At 71.4% G+C, this 17,077-nt stretch carries 19 protein-coding genes; 6 read left to right on the top strand and 13 right to left on the bottom strand.

Annotation, left to right across the window (positions count from 1 at the left end; all coding sequences use genetic code 11):
• The first annotated feature begins 35 nt into the window (after nucleotides 1–35).
• A complete protein-coding gene (locus AFR_RS23420) occupies nucleotides 36–311 on the top strand; it encodes a hypothetical protein (RefSeq protein WP_023363459.1) in 276 nt (91 codons plus the stop codon).
• Here AFR_RS23420 and AFR_RS23415 read toward each other — a convergent pair.
• The 9 genes from AFR_RS23415 to AFR_RS43835 form a co-directional block, all read right to left on the bottom strand.
• Nucleotides 298–1,671, bottom strand: coding sequence for a PQQ-dependent sugar dehydrogenase (locus AFR_RS23415; RefSeq protein WP_041841070.1), 1,374 nt, complete (start codon nucleotides 1,669–1,671; stop codon nucleotides 298–300). The genes AFR_RS23420 and AFR_RS23415 overlap by 14 nt on opposite strands.
• Before the next feature lie 42 nt (nucleotides 1,672–1,713).
• Nucleotides 1,714–2,208 (bottom strand): SRPBCC family protein, encoded by a 495-nt coding sequence (locus AFR_RS23410; RefSeq protein WP_023363455.1) that lies wholly within the window; start codon nucleotides 2,206–2,208, stop codon nucleotides 1,714–1,716.
• Nucleotides 2,205–2,582: a metalloregulator ArsR/SmtB family transcription factor gene (locus AFR_RS23405; RefSeq protein WP_023363453.1), complete on the bottom strand. Its 378-nt coding sequence runs from the start codon at nucleotides 2,580–2,582 to the stop codon at nucleotides 2,205–2,207. The genes AFR_RS23410 and AFR_RS23405 overlap by 4 nt, the downstream gene beginning before the upstream one ends.
• Nucleotides 2,583–2,603: 21 nt before the next feature.
• Nucleotides 2,604–3,224, bottom strand: a complete 621-nt coding sequence (locus tag AFR_RS23400; protein ID WP_158510564.1) for a DUF3592 domain-containing protein — start codon at nucleotides 3,222–3,224, stop codon at nucleotides 2,604–2,606.
• Nucleotides 3,225–3,375: 151 nt separating this feature from the next.
• Nucleotides 3,376–4,371 carry a dihydroxyacetone kinase subunit DhaK gene (gene dhaK, locus AFR_RS23395; RefSeq protein WP_023363446.1) on the bottom strand — a complete coding sequence of 332 codons (996 nt, stop codon included), beginning with the start codon at nucleotides 4,369–4,371 and terminating at the stop codon, nucleotides 3,376–3,378.
• Nucleotides 4,368–5,018, bottom strand: a complete 651-nt coding sequence (gene dhaL / locus AFR_RS23390; RefSeq protein ID WP_023363444.1) for a dihydroxyacetone kinase subunit DhaL — start codon at nucleotides 5,016–5,018, stop codon at nucleotides 4,368–4,370. The genes dhaK and dhaL overlap by 4 nt, the downstream gene beginning before the upstream one ends.
• Nucleotides 5,015–5,782 (bottom strand): HAD-IA family hydrolase, encoded by a 768-nt coding sequence (locus AFR_RS23385; RefSeq protein WP_023363442.1) that lies wholly within the window; start codon nucleotides 5,780–5,782, stop codon nucleotides 5,015–5,017. The genes dhaL and AFR_RS23385 overlap by 4 nt, the downstream gene beginning before the upstream one ends.
• Nucleotides 5,779–6,639, bottom strand: a complete 861-nt coding sequence (locus AFR_RS23380) for a class II fructose-bisphosphate aldolase (protein ID WP_023363440.1) — start codon at nucleotides 6,637–6,639, stop codon at nucleotides 5,779–5,781. Before AFR_RS23380 ends, AFR_RS23385 begins: the two co-directional genes overlap by 4 nt.
• 8 nt (nucleotides 6,640–6,647) lie before the next feature.
• Nucleotides 6,648–7,694 (bottom strand): LuxR C-terminal-related transcriptional regulator, encoded by a 1,047-nt coding sequence (locus AFR_RS43835; RefSeq protein ID WP_023363438.1) that lies wholly within the window; start codon nucleotides 7,692–7,694, stop codon nucleotides 6,648–6,650.
• Between the two features lie 195 nt (nucleotides 7,695–7,889).
• On the opposite strand from AFR_RS43835, the gene AFR_RS23370 reads away from it, so the two are divergent.
• From AFR_RS23370 to AFR_RS43830, 4 genes are read left to right on the top strand one after another with little or no spacing between them, the layout of a single operon-like run.
• The gene (locus AFR_RS23370; protein WP_023363436.1) at nucleotides 7,890–8,540 is read left to right on the top strand and encodes a hypothetical protein; all 651 of its coding nucleotides are present in this window, start codon (nucleotides 7,890–7,892) and stop codon (nucleotides 8,538–8,540) included.
• On the top strand, nucleotides 8,533–8,889 hold the full coding sequence (locus AFR_RS23365) for a hypothetical protein (protein WP_023363434.1): 357 nt from the start codon (nucleotides 8,533–8,535) through the stop codon (nucleotides 8,887–8,889). The genes AFR_RS23370 and AFR_RS23365 overlap by 8 nt, the downstream gene beginning before the upstream one ends.
• 26 nt (nucleotides 8,890–8,915) lie before the next feature.
• A complete protein-coding gene (locus AFR_RS23360; protein ID WP_023363430.1) occupies nucleotides 8,916–9,776 on the top strand; it encodes a hypothetical protein in 861 nt (286 codons plus the stop codon).
• 2 nt (nucleotides 9,777–9,778) lie between these two features.
• Nucleotides 9,779–11,716, top strand: a complete 1,938-nt coding sequence (locus AFR_RS43830) for a S8 family serine peptidase (protein WP_023363426.1) — start codon at nucleotides 9,779–9,781, stop codon at nucleotides 11,714–11,716.
• On the opposite strand, the gene AFR_RS45325 is transcribed toward AFR_RS43830, so the two are convergent.
• From AFR_RS45325 to AFR_RS23340, 3 genes are all read right to left on the bottom strand, one after another.
• Complete coding sequence (locus AFR_RS45325) at nucleotides 11,612–11,887, bottom strand: hypothetical protein (protein WP_041841069.1); 276 nt, start codon at nucleotides 11,885–11,887, stop codon at nucleotides 11,612–11,614. The two genes, AFR_RS43830 and AFR_RS45325, sit on opposite strands and share 105 nt — an antisense overlap.
• Before the next feature lie 277 nt (nucleotides 11,888–12,164).
• Nucleotides 12,165–14,189 carry a heavy metal translocating P-type ATPase gene (locus tag AFR_RS23345; RefSeq protein ID WP_023363422.1) on the bottom strand — a complete coding sequence of 675 codons (2,025 nt, stop codon included), beginning with the start codon at nucleotides 14,187–14,189 and terminating at the stop codon, nucleotides 12,165–12,167.
• A gap of 23 nt (nucleotides 14,190–14,212) precedes the next feature.
• The gene (locus AFR_RS23340) at nucleotides 14,213–15,097 is read right to left on the bottom strand and encodes a helix-turn-helix transcriptional regulator (RefSeq protein ID WP_023363420.1); all 885 of its coding nucleotides are present in this window, start codon (nucleotides 15,095–15,097) and stop codon (nucleotides 14,213–14,215) included.
• Nucleotides 15,098–15,232: 135 nt separating this feature from the next.
• On the opposite strand from AFR_RS23340, the gene AFR_RS23335 reads away from it, so the two are divergent.
• A complete protein-coding gene (locus tag AFR_RS23335; protein WP_023363418.1) occupies nucleotides 15,233–16,153 on the top strand; it encodes an oxidoreductase in 921 nt (306 codons plus the stop codon).
• On the opposite strand, the gene AFR_RS23330 is transcribed toward AFR_RS23335, so the two are convergent.
• A complete protein-coding gene (locus tag AFR_RS23330; RefSeq protein WP_023363416.1) occupies nucleotides 16,140–16,985 on the bottom strand; it encodes an ABC transporter permease in 846 nt (281 codons plus the stop codon). The genes AFR_RS23335 and AFR_RS23330 overlap by 14 nt on opposite strands.
• Nucleotides 16,986–17,077 lie beyond the last annotated feature (92 nt).

Below are 17,077 nucleotides of genomic sequence, written 5' to 3'. Positions count from 1 at the left end.
AGCCGGCACTCACAGCACCCTTGTAGCCTGAACCCGTGAGCACGGACATCCGGTTCCGGACCACTCGCAGCCTCGAGGACGTCGCTGCCGCTCTGGGCGCGCCGGTTTCCCTCGAGGACGCCGAGGATCACTGGGAGTGGGTCCTCGCCGACCTCGACGGCGTGATCATCGACATCACCAGGACCCACACCGTCCCGGCCGGCGACACCGACACCCGCATCTTCCGGTACGACAATCAGCCGTTCTCCGCCGAGCTGAGGCAGCACCTCGTCGACCGGCTCACCGCCGCCGGACTCCTCACGGGGCGGTGACGCGGTAGATGGACCCGGACAGGTCGTCGCTGACGTAGAGGGCGCGGTCGGGGCCCTGGACGGCCATCACCGGGCGGCCCCAGCGGGAGCCGTTCTCCGCCTGGAAGCCGGTCAGCAGCGTCTGCTGCGGGCCGAGCGCGCCGTCACGCCACGCGAAGAAGGACACCTCCGGCGCGCGGGGCGGGGTGCGGTTCCAGGAGCCGTGGACGCCGACCAGGGCACCCGGGCCGTACTCGCCGGCCAGGCCGGGCTCGGTGGCGAAGCTCAGGCCCAGCGGCGCCGAGTGGGCACCCATGCCCTGCTCGACCGGGGGCAGTGCCGCGCAGTCGAGCTTCGAACCGTCGGCGTTCTTCTGGATGTCACGGACGAAGGGCCGCTCGGTGTAGCTCAGCGGCGAGTCCGGCGCGCCCGGCTGCAGGTCCGGGTCCGGGTTGCAGTAGGGCCAGCCCAGGTCGCGTCCCTGTTCGAGACGGGCCAAGGGCTCCAGCGGGTGATCGTTGACGTACTCCTGCAGGACCTCGCCCTGGTCCGACTCGCCGTCACCGTCGTAGTCCCCGTCGTACGGGTATTCGGTGTTGTCCCGGTTGTTGACCGCCGTCCACACCGCGCCGTCGGGGTCGACCGCGAGGCCGGTGCCGTTGCGGACACCGCGGGCGAAGGTCGTGGGCTCGCCGCCCTCGGCCGGGGCCCGCAGGATGGAGGCGCGTTCCGGGTCGGCGTCACGGTCCTCGGCCGAGACGTTGCCGGTCGAGCCGACGGACACGTAGATCGTGCCGTCCTTGCCGACCGCGACACTCTTGAGCGCGTGCGCGTAGGCGCCACCGAGCTCCGGGCTCTTCGCGTCGGGCAGGTTGTCGATCACGACCCGCTTGTCCGACAGCACCCCGGCCCGGTAGGTGAAGGCGTCCACCTGATCGCTCTCGGCCACGTACAGCGTGTCGTCGGTGAACGCGAGCCCGTGCGGCTGATTGAGCCCGGCGACGAGCGTGCGCTGCGTGGGCGGACTGTCACCCTGGCCGGGAACCAGCTCGACCACATCACCCGACTTGGGGCGCGACACCAGCAGCCGGTCGTCCGGGGTCCACGCCAGCAGTCGCGCCGAGGGCACCCGCGCCCACACCGTGACGGTCCAGCCGGGTGGCGCCTGCACCTGCCGCTCCTGATCGAACGGCGACGCACCCGTCCCCGCGAGCGGCCGCACGGTGGTGGCAACGAGCGCCGGAACCGCAGCCGACGACGACGGCTCGGCCGCCGCGGACGCACTCCCGGCGGGCGCCGGCGCGGCCGGCTGGTCGGACGAACAAGCCGCCAGAGCAAACCCGAGCCCACCGGCCACCACCGCACGCGCCACACGTCTCATGCAGCATCTGTACCCACGCATCCGCCCCACATGCAAACTGACTCAGTCGGTCAGGGCCTCGAAGTAGCCCTTCATCGACGGGTAGTAGTCGTTGAAGTCGGGCAGGGGTGTTTCCTCGCGGGCGGCGACGAGGTTGTCGAGGTAGTACTCCCAGCCGGGGCCGACCTCGCCGAGGCCTTCCGTGGTCTTCAGGTGTTGCACCAGCTGGAGTTCGGTGCGGCCGTCGGTGCTGGTCAGCAGGAGTTCGAGGTGCCAGGCTCCGGCCTCGTCTACCGTGGACACGGCGAGCCGGTGCGGCGGGTCGCAGACCTCGACCCTGGCTTCCATCCAGGGCGTCTCCTCCTCGAACGCCATCTGCACCTTGATGGTGCGGCCCGGTGCGGCGTCGCCGGTCCACGTGCCGAACCAGCGGGCGGTCCGGCCGGGCTCGGTCACGCTGGCCCACACGTCCTCGATGCCGGCCTTGAAGGTGCGGCTCAGGACCAGGTCGCTGCCGGTGGCCGTGGGTACGAGCCGGCCGGTCGGTGGGTTGGTCATGCGGTGTTCTCCTGTCGGTCGGTGGCGGTGGTGTCCCGGCGGTGGTCGCGGCGGGTGCGGTGGACCTCGGTCTCGAGCGCGTCGAGCCGCCGGTTCCAGGCGCCGGCCCGATCGGCCCCGGGCGCCGCGAATCCAGCCAGCCACTCGGTGAGCTGCGTGAACGGCGACGTGTCGAGCCGATAGTGGCGTTCTCGGCCGGACGGGGTGTCCTGGACCAGGCCGCACTCCCGCAGCACGCGGAGGTGCCGGCTGACGGCGGGCCGGCTGATCGAGAACCGGTCCGCGATCCGCTGGGCGGGCAGGGGACGCTCGCGCAGCATCTCGAGGATCTCCCGGCGGACCGGGTCGGCTATGGCCGCGGCGACGTCATCCACTCGTGAAGCGTAACCTACCGGTTACGCGTTAGCGCGGGTGGACCGGAGGCGCCGGACCGCGGACACGATCAGCACCGTCGGGAGCAGGATGCCGAAGGCCAGGATCACGACCGGGAAGAACGTCCAGCCGGACCAGCCGCGGACCAGCCGGGCGTCCCCGGGCGCCGACGGCCGGTACGAGACCTCGGCGGTCGTGCCGACGTCGGGCTGGTCACCCGCGGAGATCGGATCGTCGAACGAGATCTCCTGCCCGTCCCGCGTCGTGAACGTGTACGTGGCGGTCGTGTACCGGCCACCGTCGGCGTTGCTGGACAGCGTGGCGGTGGTGACCACACCGTCCGGGAACGGTTGCTGACCGGCCCGGACGTGGAACGCCGCCCAGACCAGGACCACCGCGAACGCCAGCGCGCCGACCGTCCCGGCCAGGCTGTTCACGCCCTTGACCAGGTTGATCCGGCGGTCCTGCCGGGCCACGTCGACGGTCAGCTGCACGACTACCACCGCGGCGGTGATTCCCGCACCCATGAGGAACGTCTGGCCGGTGCTGAGGTCCCAGCCCAGCAGAGCGTTGGCGAACCCGAGCAGAACCGTCGACATGATCATCGTGCCGATGGTCTCCACGACCAGGCTGCGGCGTCTCATGGCGGACAGCATCCGATCACGCGGCCCGGGCGGCAAACAGCTCTGCCCGTTCGGGCAGCACCGACCCGGTCGCGGCGGCAGATCGACAACCTCCCGGAAGAACGCCGCCGCCTGGCTTCCGCTCTGGCTCACGGGCCGTGACGCTAGCAGCTCAGAAGATGCGGACTGCTGCTTCGGCGCGGGCGGCGAGGAGGTCTTCGATCTCGTCGTCGAGGCGGACCAGGGTGAGGGACGCGCCGGCCATGTCGAGGGATGTGCAATATTCGTTGACGTAGCTGCGGCCGACCGTGAGGCCGCGCGCGGCCAATTGCTGGTGGGCGTGGCGGTAGAGGATGTAGAGCTCGCTGATCGGTGTGCCGCCCAGGCCGTTGATCATCAGGGCTACGCGGTCGCCGGAGGTGTAGGGCAGGTCGCCGGTCACGGCTTCGAGGAGGTCGTCGACGATGGCGTCCGCTTCCTTGATCTTGCGGCGTTCGCGGCCGGGTTCGCCGTGGATGCCGACGCCGAACTCGATCTCGTCGGCGCCCAGTTCGAAGAGGGGTGAGCCTTTCGCCGGCGGTGTGCAGGCGGTCAGGGCGACGCCCATCGTGCGGGTCACGTCGTTGACCTTGCGGCCGATGCGCAGGACCTCGTCCATCTCCGCGCCGCGTTCGGAGGCGGCGCCCACGGCCTTGATGACGAAGAAGTTTCCGGCCACGCCGCGGCGCCCGACCGTGTACGTGGAGTCCTGGACCGCCACGTCGTCGTTGATCGTGAGGATCTCGGCGCGGACACCGTCGGCCTCGGCCATCTCCTTGCCCATGTCGAACGCCATACGGTCGCCGGTGTAGTTGTTGACCAGCAGCAGGACACCCTTGGGGGAGGCGAGGAGTTTGGCCGTCTCGTAGACGTAGTCCATCGGCGGGGCGGCGAACACGTCACCCGGGCACGCCGCGTCCAGCATGCCGCGGCCGACCGCCATGACGTGTGCCGGTTCGTGACCGGAGCCCGAGCCCTGGACGATCGACACCTTGTCCTCGCGGGGCGCGTCCGTACGCATGATCAGGTTGTAGGCCGGCACGTACTTCAGGGTGCCGGGGTTGGCCAGGGCCACACCTTCGAGCATCTCGGCCACGTAGTTCTTCGGGTCGTTGACGAACTTCTTCACGACGTCGCTCCTCGCTTCTGCCAGGTCTCGTTGATCCGCTCGACGATGACGGCCACGGCGGTCGCGCCCGCGTCGACCGAACCCCTGCTGCGCTCACCCGTGTACGCGGCCCGCCCGCGCTTGGCGACCATGTCCTTGGTGGCCTCGGCCGACTCCCGGGCGACGGTCGCCGCTGCCTGCACGGCCTGTCCCGCCGGGGCGCCGGCGGCGAACTCCTGCGAGAGGCGGTCGGTCATCGGCACGAGGACGTCGAGCAGTGTCTTGTCGCCGACGTCCGACTGGCCGCGGGCCTTGATGCCCTCGATGGCCGCGCGCAGCATGGCGACGACCTGCTCACCGGTCAGGTCCTCGGTGGATCCGGCGGCTGCTCCGGCGCGCAGGAAAGCCGTGCCCCACAGGGGGCCGGACGTGCCGCCGATCCGCGAGGCGATCACCATGCCGCTGCGTTTGAGGAACGTCCCGGCGTCGGCGCGGTCGATCGTGTCCCAGCCCTCCAGGACCTTCTCGAAGCCGCGGGCCAGCGAATAGCCGAGGTCACCGTCGCCGACGACGGCGTCGAGGTCACCGAAGTACTTCTCGTTCTCGACGGCCGTCTCGGCGATCGTGCGGACCACCAGTTCGGCGCCGGGCAGCGCGTTGCCACTCATCGGGGTTCCTCCAGGCAGGCGCGCAGGTCGTCGAGGGTGAGGTAGGCCTCCGGGCGCGCGCTGCTCCGGTTGGCCAGCACCTCGATCGGGGGCCGGCCCGGGTCACCCAGCTCGGAGACGACCAGTGCGGCCTCACCGAAGTCCTCGTCACGGGTGTACGAGCTGACGGTCACCAGGCAGCGCAGACCCGCACCGGTCGCCGCCAGCAGTCCGTTGCGGGAGTCCTCGATCACGAGCGTGTCCGCGGGGTCCAGGCCGAGCCGGTCGACGGTCAGCCGGTAGATCGCCGGGTCCGGCTTCTTCGCGGGTACGACGTCACCGGCGAACACCGGTATGCGTGCGGCTGTGGTGGCTCCGACGGCGTTGGTCAGCACCGCGCGTACCGAATCCTCGGCCGAGGTGGACGCGACCGCGACCGTCCACCCGGTGTCGAGGGCCGCGCGGACGATCCGGGCGACGCCCGGACGGGCGGGGATCTTGCCGAGCGCGACCAGCTGCTTGAACGTCGCGGTCTTGGCCCGGTGCCAGGTCAGCAGCAGCTCGGCCCGGTCGCCGTCACCAGCGGCCGCGGCAAAAGCAGGATCGGCGAACAGCGAGGCCATGCGTTCCTTGCCGCCACCGATCTTCAGCTTCTCGGCGTAGTCGTCCTCGCTCCACCGCACCGGCAGGCCGAACTGCTCGAACGTGGAGTTGAACGCGGGCAGGTGCCCGTCACGTTCGGTGTCGGCCAGCACGCCGTCGCAGTCGAAGATCAGGGCGGTCACCAGGCACGACCCGAGCCGCCGAAGAGCCGGATGTGACTGCGCGCCATCTCGACGACCGCGGCCCGCTGGTGCCGGAACAGCGACGGCGGGTCCCACTTGTCCCGCTCAGCGGCCTCCCGGAGAAACTCCAGGCTCGCCTTCAGGTACGTCTCCTTGAGCGCCGTGGAGATGTTGACCTTCGCGCAGCCGCGGGCGATCAGGTCGGTGAACTGTTCGTCGGACAGCCCCGTGCCACCGTGCAGGGCCATCGGGATGCCGGTCGCCGCGACCAGATCGCTGACGCGCTGCGCGTTCAGGACAGGCGCCTTCTTGTACTGGCCGTGGGCGTTGCCGAGGGCGGGGGCAAAACAGTCGACACCCGTGCGCTTGATGAAGTCGACGGCGACCTCGAGGCTCTGCACCACCGACGCGTCGTCGGAGCCGACGTCGTCCTCGACACCCTGGATGCCCTCGATCTCACCCTCGACGTGCGCCCCACGCCGCCGCGCCTCGACCACGACCTCGGTGGTCTGCCGCAGATTCTCCGCCACGTCCAGCTCGTGCGCGTCGAAGAGGACCGAGTTCCAGCCGCCCTCCAGGCAGTCCGAGATCACCGACCGGTCCGGGCAGTGATCCAGATGCAGGCTCACCGGTACGGGTGTGTCGCGCGCGAGCGTCGTGAAGATGTCGAACAGGTGGCGCCGGCCGTACATGCGGACCGTTTTCACGGAGGTCTGCAGGATGACCGGCGCGCGCTCCTCCACCGCTGCGGCGAGCACGGCTTCGATGGTCAGGTCGTTGACGATGTTGAAGGCGGCCACCCCGTACCGGCCGGCCAGGGCACGGTCGAGGAGGTCCTTCAGGGGAGCGACGGGCACAGAGCCAGTCAAGACCCCTTCGTGTACGCCGCGGTATGGGGGAGATTCCCCATCCAGCCGTTGTCGAGCGCCGTGACCACCGCGGTCGTCCGGTTCGAGGCGCCGGTCTTGCGCAGGATCGCCGCCACGTGTTTCTCCACGGTCTTCGCGGACAGCCCGAGCCGCCGTGCCATCTCCCGGTAGGTCAGCCCGTCGCGCAGCAGCTCCAGCACCTCGGCTTCCCGCGGGGTGAACGGCGCCGGTGCGGCCGGTGCTGCGTACGGAAGGTCGGCCCGCACCACCACACCCCAGCCGTGCACCTGCTCGACGGTGACACCCCCACCGGCCGTCCGCAGGAGCTGGTCGTACGCGCCCGGTGCCGGCGCGGCGTGCACCAGCACCCGGACGCCTTCCTGCCGGTAGACGATCGCCACGTGCAGGGTCGGCGCCGCGCGTCCCGCCTCGGCCACCAGGTCGGCGGCCACCCGGGCAACCTCGGGGGAGACCGGGCGGACCAGACCGGCCTCGGTGACCACCGCCCGGGCCGGTGTGTCGCCGAACCGCCGCCTGATCACCGCGGCCAGCGACGGATGGCGCCGCCCGCACTCGACGATCGCGGCCGCCGCGGACTGCGTCAGCGCCTCCAGCTCGTCGACACCCCGCGTCGTCAGGGCCCCGGCATCGGGTCCGAACGCGACACTGACGGCGATGACCTCACCGCGCCACCAGATCGGCACCGCAGCCGCCGGACCCTGACGCGCTGGGTGCGCCGCGGCCAGATGACCGGCCCTGAGCTGCCCGTAATCCGGGATCACCACCGGCCGCCGGCTGCCGAACGCCCGCCCCGTGGCCCCCTCGTCCAGCGGGAACGAGTGCCCGAGCCGGCACGAGGCGCCGTACTCGGCCGCCTTGACGTACCGGCCGTGGTCGGCGTCGATCAGCGACACACTGCCCGCGACCGACCCGGTGAGCCGGCCGGTGTGCCGCAGCAGGCGGCGCAGGACGGGCGCCAGCCGCAGGTCGCCGTAGACGTCGGCGACCGCCTCGTCGAGCCGGAACTCCGTGTGCGGCGGCATCCTCCGAACCTAGGACTTCGGCGCGGGATCGATCGCGGCCGACCGCTCCCTGCGTGATCACGCAAGTCCGATTTGCCGGGCGGCAACGGCGGGTCACCGCGTGCTACCGTCCGCGGTGAGCTGGCGGTTCATCGATGTTCCAGCCCGCTGCTGACAGTGATCGAAACACGGCGTCGAGGATCAGGGGGACCCGTGATGTCGCAGGCGAACTCGTCGGTGACCGTCGAGCAGGCCGCGCAGATGCGGGGTTTCCTGGAGGACGTCGAGGGCCTGGCCCGTTCCGTGTCCGACGGGGTCTGGCCCCGCCTCGGGCAGATCGAGGGAACCGATGCGACAGGCACGGTGTACTTCTCGGTCGACGACGACGGAGCCTTCGCCTCGGTCTATCTCGATCCACACTGGTGGACGGCCCTGGGCGTCTCCGGTCTGCCCGGTGCTCTGCTCGGCGCACAGCGCATCGCGCGGGACAAGCTGACCGCGGCCCGGCTGATCTTCCGCCGGGTGATCGGGCCGCCCCGCCGCCGCGGGCCCGCCGACCTCGGTGAGCCGGGGTTCGAGCTGATGCACGGCCTGTCGGCGAGCCGGGACATCGGCGAGCTGCTCGGCAGGTGGCACGCCCTGACGGCCGAGTCCTACCAGCGCATGTACGAGTTCGACCGGCGCCAGGCCGACGGTTCCCCGCTGCGGGTGCAGGGGCCCGAGGAGCTCGTCACGTTCACGCTCGACGGCCAGGTGATCACCGGTGTCGAGGTCGACGGGTGGCGGCTGAACGCCGGCTCGACCGACCGGCTCACCGCCGACATCCGGGCGGCGCTCCACCACAACACCGGGGGACAGCATGGGTGAGTTCGACTACTACGACGGCAAGATCCTGCACGTCGCCGGCGACGCCATCCGGGCCGAGGGCGACAAGTGGAAGGACATGTCCGGGGACATGGCGAAGGTCGCCGAGACCACGAAGACGCTGTGGCTCACGCCGGGAGCGTTCATGGTCGCCGACCCGTGGGCCGGACCGGCGGTCAGCGTCGACCAGTTCAAGATCTACGACGACGTCCACCAGCTGCTGTGCTCCCTGTTCGACGGGGCCACCGCCGAGTTCGCGCAGCTCGACAAGGCACTGCACAAGCTGGCCAAGGAGTACGAGGAGTCGGACGAGCGCACGTACATCAACATCAGCGACATCTACAAGGCCTGACGGCCGGACCAGAGAGGAACCGGCCGGTGAGCCCGAACGAACCGCTGCCCACGCCCAGTGAGGCCGGCGCCATCCTGGCGCAGTTCCGCACCAGCAAGCAGCTCTTCAACGACCTGGTCATGAAGGTCGAGAAGGAGTGGGAGAACCTCTGCAAACAGGTCGACGCGATGCTGGCCCGCGGCGTGCACCGGGTCAACAGCGACAGCGCCTGGGACAGCTTCACCGGGTGGATCGCGGACGTCAACCCGTTCCAGCAGGCGCTCGTCGAGCTGCTCGAGGACATCCGCACCGCGTTCAACAAGGTGCGTGACATCGTCAACAAGCTCCTGCCGATGCTCCGGAAGGTCGTCGAGCGGTCCGTGCCGGTGCTGTCGCTCTGCGAGCACGCGTTCATCTACCTGTCGAACGTCAACAGCCCGCTCGGCGACCTGTACACCGCCTCCGACAGCCTGGTGCCGGACGCCTACTACTGGGGCGGGCCGACCAAGGAGCACTACGTCAAGGAGGTCGTGGGCGACCAGCAGGGCGCGCTCGACCGGGTCACCGAACACGTGCAGGGGCTCAGCACCTGGCTGGCGCAGACGGCGTCCAAGAACACCGACTACATGGCCACGATCGTGCACAACATCAGCCCGATCCCGAACGCCCTCTCAGCCGCGGCGGCCAACGCGACAGCGGCCACTGTCGACTTCGCGTCCGCGTTCTTCGCGATCGACAACCTGGCCGAGGCGCTGGGCAACACCGTGCAGGCCGTGCTGGACCAGACCGCGGACCTGATGAGCTATCTCGTCGGCGTGGTCGCCGGCATCCAGGAGCTCACGGTCATCAAGACCGAGCGCCGCGACCTCGCCGGTGGCAAGTGGCCGCAGTCGGTGGCGGACGCGTAAGCATGCTCGCCCGCCGCATCCGTCTCGTCACGGCGGCGCTCGCCGGTGCCGCCGTGAGCCTGAGTGGCGTGGTCGCCGCCGGTGCCGCACCCGCCGCGCCGCCCGCGGCCTGGCATGTCCGTTCGCTGCACCTCGCCGAGGCCCACCTGATCTCTCGGGGCGCCGGTGTCACCGTCGCCGTGCTCGACAGCCGGGTCAACCCCCACCGCGATCTGCGCGGTGCGTTGCTGCCGGCGGCCGACGTCGCCCCCACAGGTACGCGTGACGACGCCGCCCGGGGCACCCAGCTCGCCGGGCTCATCGCTGCCCGCGGGGACGGGCGCACCGGCCTGCTCGGAGTGGCCCCCGAAGCCAGGATCCTTCCCGTACGCGTCAGCGGCCGAGGATTCGACGCGCGTCCCGACTCGGTGGCCGCGGGTATCGACCGTGCGGTGTCCGGCGGGGCGGAAGTCATTCTCACCACGTACACCCGGCCCGAGATCACCGACGCGCTCGCCGCGGCCGTGCGGCGGGCCGTCGCCGCCGACACGGTGCTGATCGCGCCGGCAGGCCCGGGGACGCCGGCCGCACCGACCCTGGCCGACCTGCCCGGCGTCATCTCCGTGGCCGGCGCCGGCGAGGACGGCAAGCCCGAGCGGGAGACGGTCCGGGGCGTCCGCCTCGACGTCGCCGCGCCCGCGGAGCGCCTGGTCGCACCCGTGCGGGCGAGCCTCGGTGACGCCTACGCGGAAGTCAGCGGCGCCGATTACGCGGCGGCCCTGGTCGCAGGAACAGCGGCGCTGGTGCGGTCGAAATTTCCCCGGCTGGCTGCCGCCGACGTGGCGCGGAGGCTGGAGCGGGAGGACCGGCGCAGTATGGCTCTCGGCTGGGGCGTCGTCGATGCCGAAGCCGCCCTCACCCGTCCGCTCACCGACCTGCCCGTCGTGCCTCCGGCTGCGGCCCGCACGGGCGCGACACCGCGCGACCGCCAGTGGTACCTGGACGCCATCGCGGTGCCGGACGCGCAGCGGCTCACCCGGGGCGACGGAGTCACGGTGGGCCTGCTCACGGGAACGGTCGACACCACCCGTTCCGACCTGACCGGACGCGTCACCCGGCAGGTGTGGCTGAACGACGACGGCGACGAAGGAAAAGCCCCGGCCACGGCACCGCGACCCGCCGACACAGCCGCGGCCGTGCTCGTCGGCGGCTCCGGTGGCGACGGATATCTCGGTGTCGCCCCGGCCGCCGAACTGATCACGGCCGCCGCGACGCGCCCCGAGGTGGCCGTCCGCTGGCTGGTGGACAACGGTGCCGAGGTGATCCTGGCGGCCGACGGCACCGCGCCCCTCACCGCCGCCGCGGTCGCCTATGCGTTGTCCCACGATGCCGTGGTGGTGGCACCGCACTCGCCGGACGCCCCGGCGGTCCCAGGTGTGCTCACCGTGCGGGGCGTGCGCCAGGACGACGCACTCACCCCGGCGGCCTCGCCCGCGATCAGCGCACCCGGCGAGCTGAACCTGCTGCTCGGCGCGGGCCAGGTCGCATCCGCGTCGCCCGACGAGTCCGCCGCGGCCCTCGTCGCCGGTGTCGCCGCGCTGGTCCGCGCCCGGCACCCGGAGGCGGACGCGGGCACGACCGTCCAGCGCCTCCTGACGACCGCGACCACCGTCGACGGCGACGGCTCCGTCGCGTACGGGCGTGGCATCGTCGATCCCGTGGGGGCACTGACCGCGGACGTGGCGACCTCAGCGAATCCCCTCGGTGGCCCGGGTCCCGCGCAGGATCAGCAATCCGCCGGCGGGCCGCCGTGGCTGATCGTCGGCGCCGCGGCGGGCCTGCTTTTCCTGGCCGGCCTACTGGCCGTGGTACTGCGCCGGCGGCGCCGCCGGACGGTGCTCGCGGCGCAGAAAGGCCAGGCGCCCCTCGTCGGCGAAGTTGACCACCCGCCAGCCCTGTGACTCGAGCAGCTCGGCCGCGGCGAAGGTCGTCTGCAGCGCCTGCAGGCCTTGCATCGTGCGCGGCGACCCGACCGAGACGAACGTCAGCGGGTACATGTGCAGCTGCACCTGTCCGGAAAGGACGTCGGCGGCCTGAAACCAGCGGGGCGGCGGAGGCGGCTGCATCGTCATGACCACAGAGTAGACGTCACGACCTTCACCGGCCGCTGCTCCCACCGTCGTCGAAGGCTGCCGATCCCAGCCGCGCCAGGGTCGCCCGAACCGCTCGATGGCGATGGGCGTTCCCAGGTCGTGAACCTGAACCCACAGCCACCTCAGGGACTGCGCGTCTTGTGGCCTACACACGACGGATTTCCTTGCTGTCCCGGCCCGAGGCCGCGCCGGCGCCCTGACGTCGGGCTTCGACTGCTCTCCACCCTGGCCCGGCCGGCCTGCGACCACCGGAGTATCAGTCGGAAACGAGCCGGACGCGGCGCAGGAGCTGGGCGTTCAGGGCGACCACGATCGTCGACGCCGACATGAGGATCGCGCCGACTGCCGGGCTCAGTGTGAACCCCGTCCAGGCGAGGACCCCCGCGGCGAGCGGGATCGCGACGACGTTGTAGCCGGCTGCCCAGCCGAGGTTCTGGATCATCTTGCGCCAGGATGCTTTCGACAGCCGGATCACGCCGGTCACTGCGCGGGGGTCCGAGGAGGCCAGGACCACGCCGGCGGATTCGATCGCCACGTCCGTGCCGGCGCCGATCGCGATGCCGATGTCCGCGCGGGCCAGGGCGGGTGCGTCGTTGACGCCGTCGCCGACCATCGCCACCGTCAGGCCGCGGGCCTGCAGGTCCGCCACCGCGCGGTCCTTGTCGGCGGGCAGGACCTCGGCGAAGACCTCGTCGGTGCCCGGGCGGAAGCCCAGCTGCGCGGCGACGGCCTCGGCCACCGGGCGGGCGTCCCCGGTGATCATCACGATCTTCGCGACGCCCTGCTCCCGCAGCTGGGTGATGGCCGCCCGGGCCTCGGGCCGGATCTCGTCCTCGAGGGCGAACGCGCCGATGACCTCCGGGCGGGAGTCCGTGAGCTCGAGCAGGTGCAGGACGGCGGCACCTCGCCGGGACCACTCCTCGGCGGCGCGCGCGAGCTCGCCGGGAACCTCGGCGTCGAGCTCGCGCAGCAGCGACGGCCCGCCGACCGCGTAGGTGGTGCCGTCGACCGCGGCCCGGACGCCCCGGCCGGTCAGCGACCGGAAGTCCGTCGCCGACAGTCGCAGCTCGCGCCGGTGGGCGGCGGCGACGATCGCCCGGGCCAGCGGGTGCTCGCTGTCCGCCTCGACGGCGGCGGCAACACCCAGGACCTCCTCCTCGGTACGCCCACCGCCGGCGGCGACGCCCGTGACAGTGGGGGCGCCTCGGGTCAGCGTTCCGGTCTTGTCGAAGAGCACGGCGTCGACAGTGCGCATCCGCTCCAGCGCGAGCCGGTCCTTGACCAGGATCCCCGCTTTCGCCGCCACGGCGGTCGACAGCGCGATCACCAGGGGGATGGCCAGGCCGAGGGCGTGCGGGCAGGCGATGACCAGCACCGTCACGGTACGCACGACAGCCCCGTCGAGGTCACCGAGCAGCCACCACACGACAAAGGTCAGCGCCGCCGCCGCGGTGGCGATGAAGAAGAGCATCGCGGCGAAGCGGTCGGCGAGGACCTGCGCGCGCCCGCCGGCGGCCTGGGCCTGCGCCACCAGGCGTCCGATGCCGGCGAGCGCGGTGTCGTCGCCGACCGCGTCGACCCGGATGCGCAGGGCGGAGTCGGTGGCGACCGTGCCGGCCACCACGCGGTCGCCGGTCGATCGTTCCACCGGTCGTGACTCACCGGTGATCATGGACTCGTCGAGCTCGGCCGTGCCGTCGACGATCCGCCCGTCGGCGGGTACGCGGGCACCGGAACGCACCAGCACGGTGTCACCCACCCGCAGGTCAGCGACCCGGACGCGCACGGTGTCGCCGTCCTCGATGCGGTCCGCCTCGTCGGGCAGCAGGGCCGCGAGGGCAGCGAGGGCGCCCTGGGCCTGGCCGATGGCCTTCATCTCTTGCCAGTGCCCGAGCAGCATGACGGTGACGAGCGCGGCGAGCTCCCACCAGAAGTCGAGGTCGAACGCGCCGAAGCTGGTGGCCAGCGAGGCCGCGTAGGCGACGGTGATGGCCATCGAGATCAGCAGCATCATCCCGGGCGCCCGGTCGCGGACCTCGGTGACGGCACCGGCGAGGAACGGCCATCCGCCGTAGAAGAAGACGACCGTGCCGAGGACCGGACCGACCGCCTCCAGGCCCGGGAACGACAACGAGTAGCCGAACCAGTCCATCACCATGTGGCTGGTCACGACGATCGGCACGGTCAGGGCAAGACTGAGCCAGAACTTGCGCCGGAACAAGTCCGGATCGTGACCGGCGTGCTTGTCGTGACCGGCGTGGTGATCATGCGCAGCGTCCATCGCTGTCACCTCCGCCGCCGAACTTATACCCCTGGGGGGTACCCGGCAAGGCGCTGTGACGTGGTCGCCTGGAGGGAGGCCAGGAGCTGGATCCGGTCGGCGCTGGGTGTGCCCGGCTCGGCGGTGTAGACGAGCAGGACCGGACCGGGGCTGCCGGGCAGGGGATAGGTGTCCCAGTCGAGGGTGATGTCGCCGACGGCGGGGTGGCGGAACGTCTTGCGTCCGCTGACCGCCTCACGCACGTCGTGCCGGGCCCACATCTCGCGGAAGTCCGCACTGTGGATGCTCAGCTCCCCGATCACCGTCGTGGCGCGCGGATGGGTCGGGTCGGCGGCGACGGCGGCCCGCATCATGCCGATGTACTCCACCGCGAAGTCCTCCCAGCCCGCGCAGCGTTCGCGGGCCTCCGGATCGGTGAACATCGCGATGAGCATGTTGCGCTGCCCGGCGGGCACGGTGTCCGGGTCGCCCAGCAGCGCCGCCGCCAGCGGGTTCCAGGCGAGCACGTCCAGGTGTCGTCCGAGCACCAGCGCGGGAGTCGCCATGATCTGCAGCATCCGCCGGGTGCTCTCCGGTACGCGTTCAGGGGCGCGCCTGGTCCGCGCGGGCACGGGCCGCCGGGCCGCACGGGCGAGCGTGACGAGGTGCCGGCGCTCCTCGTCGTCGAGGTCCAGGGCGGTGGCGAGGGCGTCGAGGACCTCCTCGGACGGGCGCATCTCCCGGCCCTGTTCCATGCGCTGGTAGTAGTCGGTGCTCAGCCCGGCCAGCAGGGCCAGCTCCTCGCGGCGCAGGCCGGCCACCTTGCGACGGCCGCCCGGCTCCAGCCCGACGTCCTCCGGGCGCAGTTGACCGCGTTTCGCCCGCAGGAAGTCGCCCAGCTCGCGCGCGTACGGATGCTCGGTAGCCATGCCGACCAGTGTGCCGCCGCGGACCGCCGGCGAAGGTAGGTCTGCTATTCCTAGGGAACCGGGTGCGACGGAATCGTACCGATCTGTCCGTAACGTCGGCGCGGACAGTTCAGTTCGAGATCCCAGGAGCTCACCATGGCCGTTTGGACCGCCGACCAGATTCCCGACCAGCGGGGCCGCATCGCCGTCGTGACGGGGGCGAACTCGGGCCTGGGCCTGAGCACCGCCACCGAGCTGGCCCGGCACCGGGCGCGGGTCGTACTCGCCGTGCGCAACGTGCGGGCGGGCGAGGAAGCGGCCGCGTCCATCCGCCGGACCGTCACCGGTGCGCAGGTCGAGGTGCGGGAGCTGGACCTGGCCTCGCTCGCCTCGGTCCGCGAGTCCGCCAAGGCGCTGGCCGCCGACTTCCCCGTGATCGACCTGCTGATCAACAACGCCGGTCTGGTGCTGCTCGGTCCGGCCCGGACCACGGCCGACGGCTTCGAGATGCAGCTGGGCACCAACATGCTGGGCCACTTCGCGCTCACCGGCCTGCTGCTCGACAACCTGGGCCGCGCCGACGCGGCGCGGGTGGTCAGCCTCAGCTCGGTCACCCACAAGAACGCCCACCTGGACTTCGACGACCTGATGTCCCGGCGTGACTTCGCCGCCGCCCGCGCCTACGGAGCGTCGAAGCTGGCCACCACGGTCTTCGGTGTGGAGCTTGACCGCCGGCTGCGTGCCGCGGGTTCCCCGGTCCTGAGCGTTCTCGCCCACCCGGGGATCTCCCGGTCCAACCTGACCCCGCGGGCCTGGGAGCACCGCGGCCGGGCCGGCCGGATCCTGGCCTCGGTCGGCCTGCTGATGACCCAGCCGACCGCCAGGGGAGCCCTGCCGCAGCTGCACGCCGCCACGGCACCCGGCGTCCGCGGCGGCCAGTTCTTCGGCCCGTCCGGCTTCCGCGAGATCCGCGGCAACGTGACCGAGGTCCGCCCCAGCACGGAAGCCGCCGACCCCGCGGTCGGCCGCCGCCTGTGGTCCGCCGCCGAATCCCTGACCGGCGTCACCTACCTGTGACCCCGAATGCCCTGTCCCGCCGCGCCTCCACAGTGGAACCGGACTCGTGGCGGGCCATGCGGCGCAGCACGATCGGGGCGACGATCAGACCGGCCACTGCCCAGGCGCCGAGCACTCCGGCCGTCTCCAGCTGCTGCCAGGAGCCCTCGCTCTCGGCAGCGGCCAGAGCATCGGGAAGCAGCGCCGACCGCATGCCGAGACCCAGCCAGTAGATCGGGAAGACGTGGGCGACGGCCTGCAGCCACTCCGGAAAGCCGGTGATCGGGTAGAAGATCCCCGAGATGGCGACCAGGCCCATCAGCGGCGCCGTGACCAAGCCGGTGGTTCGCACGCCGTTCAGCAGCGAACCGAGGATCGCGCCGGCGGGCAGGGCGGCGAGCAGGCCGAGCACGAGGACGCCGAGGAGCGTCAGCCAGGACGAGACGCTGCTGGTCCGGAGACCGTCGAGCAGGAACAGGCTCGGGACCAGCACTACGGTGATGTTGACCAGCGTCACGGAAGCGGCCAGAAAGATCTTGCCGACCAGGTAGCCGGCCAGGCCGCGCGGCAGCGTCCTGGCTCGCAGCAGGGTGCCGTCCTCGCGCTCCACGACGAGCGCCAGCATCATCGTGGTCACACCGGTGAACACCACGATCGTGCCGAGCAGGCTGGGCAGCGTCCGCGACGCGAGAGCGAAGTCGGTGCCGGGGACCGTCTTGCCGCGGGTGAAGAAGAGGACCGCGAGGTAGATCAGGCTCGGGAAGACGCTGTTCCACAGGTCCTGCGGCGTGGTCAGCAGGTGCCTCAGCTCGATCCGGCCCCGGTTCAGGCCGGCGACGACCGCGTTTGTCATCGCTGTCTCCTGTCAAACAACTACCTCCGGTGATAGCAGGAATGCTACACAGAAATACTCGGTCGCGGTGTCCCCGGCGGGTGCTTAAGCTC

This window comes from Amorphoplanes friuliensis DSM 7358 (assembly GCF_000494755.1).
Classification (GTDB): domain Bacteria; phylum Actinomycetota; class Actinomycetes; order Mycobacteriales; family Micromonosporaceae; genus Actinoplanes; species Actinoplanes friuliensis.
This window is presented reverse-complemented; position numbering and strand designations above follow the sequence as displayed.

Coding starts and splice junctions, on each gene's coding strand:
- AFR_RS23415 (WP_041841070.1), bottom strand. CDS start 1,671: ATGAGACGTGTGGCGCGTGCGGTGGTGGCCGGTGGGCTCGGGTTTGCT.
- AFR_RS23410 (WP_023363455.1), bottom strand. CDS start 2,208: ATGACCAACCCACCGACCGGCCGGCTCGTACCCACGGCCACCGGCAGC.
- AFR_RS23400 (WP_158510564.1), bottom strand. CDS start 3,224: ATGAGACGCCGCAGCCTGGTCGTGGAGACCATCGGCACGATGATCATG.
- dhaL (WP_023363444.1), bottom strand. CDS start 5,018: ATGAGTGGCAACGCGCTGCCCGGCGCCGAACTGGTGGTCCGCACGATC.
- AFR_RS43835 (WP_023363438.1), bottom strand. CDS start 7,694: ATGCCGCCGCACACGGAGTTCCGGCTCGACGAGGCGGTCGCCGACGTC.
- AFR_RS23370 (WP_023363436.1), top strand. CDS start 7,890: ATGTCGCAGGCGAACTCGTCGGTGACCGTCGAGCAGGCCGCGCAGATG.
- AFR_RS23365 (WP_023363434.1), top strand. CDS start 8,533: ATGGGTGAGTTCGACTACTACGACGGCAAGATCCTGCACGTCGCCGGC.
- AFR_RS43830 (WP_023363426.1), top strand. CDS start 9,779: ATGCTCGCCCGCCGCATCCGTCTCGTCACGGCGGCGCTCGCCGGTGCC.
- AFR_RS45325 (WP_041841069.1), bottom strand. CDS start 11,887: ATGACGATGCAGCCGCCTCCGCCGCCCCGCTGGTTTCAGGCCGCCGAC.
- AFR_RS23345 (WP_023363422.1), bottom strand. CDS start 14,189: ATGGACGCTGCGCATGATCACCACGCCGGTCACGACAAGCACGCCGGT.
- AFR_RS23340 (WP_023363420.1), bottom strand. CDS start 15,097: ATGGCTACCGAGCATCCGTACGCGCGCGAGCTGGGCGACTTCCTGCGG.
- AFR_RS23335 (WP_023363418.1), top strand. CDS start 15,233: ATGGCCGTTTGGACCGCCGACCAGATTCCCGACCAGCGGGGCCGCATC.
- AFR_RS23330 (WP_023363416.1), bottom strand. CDS start 16,985: ATGACAAACGCGGTCGTCGCCGGCCTGAACCGGGGCCGGATCGAGCTG.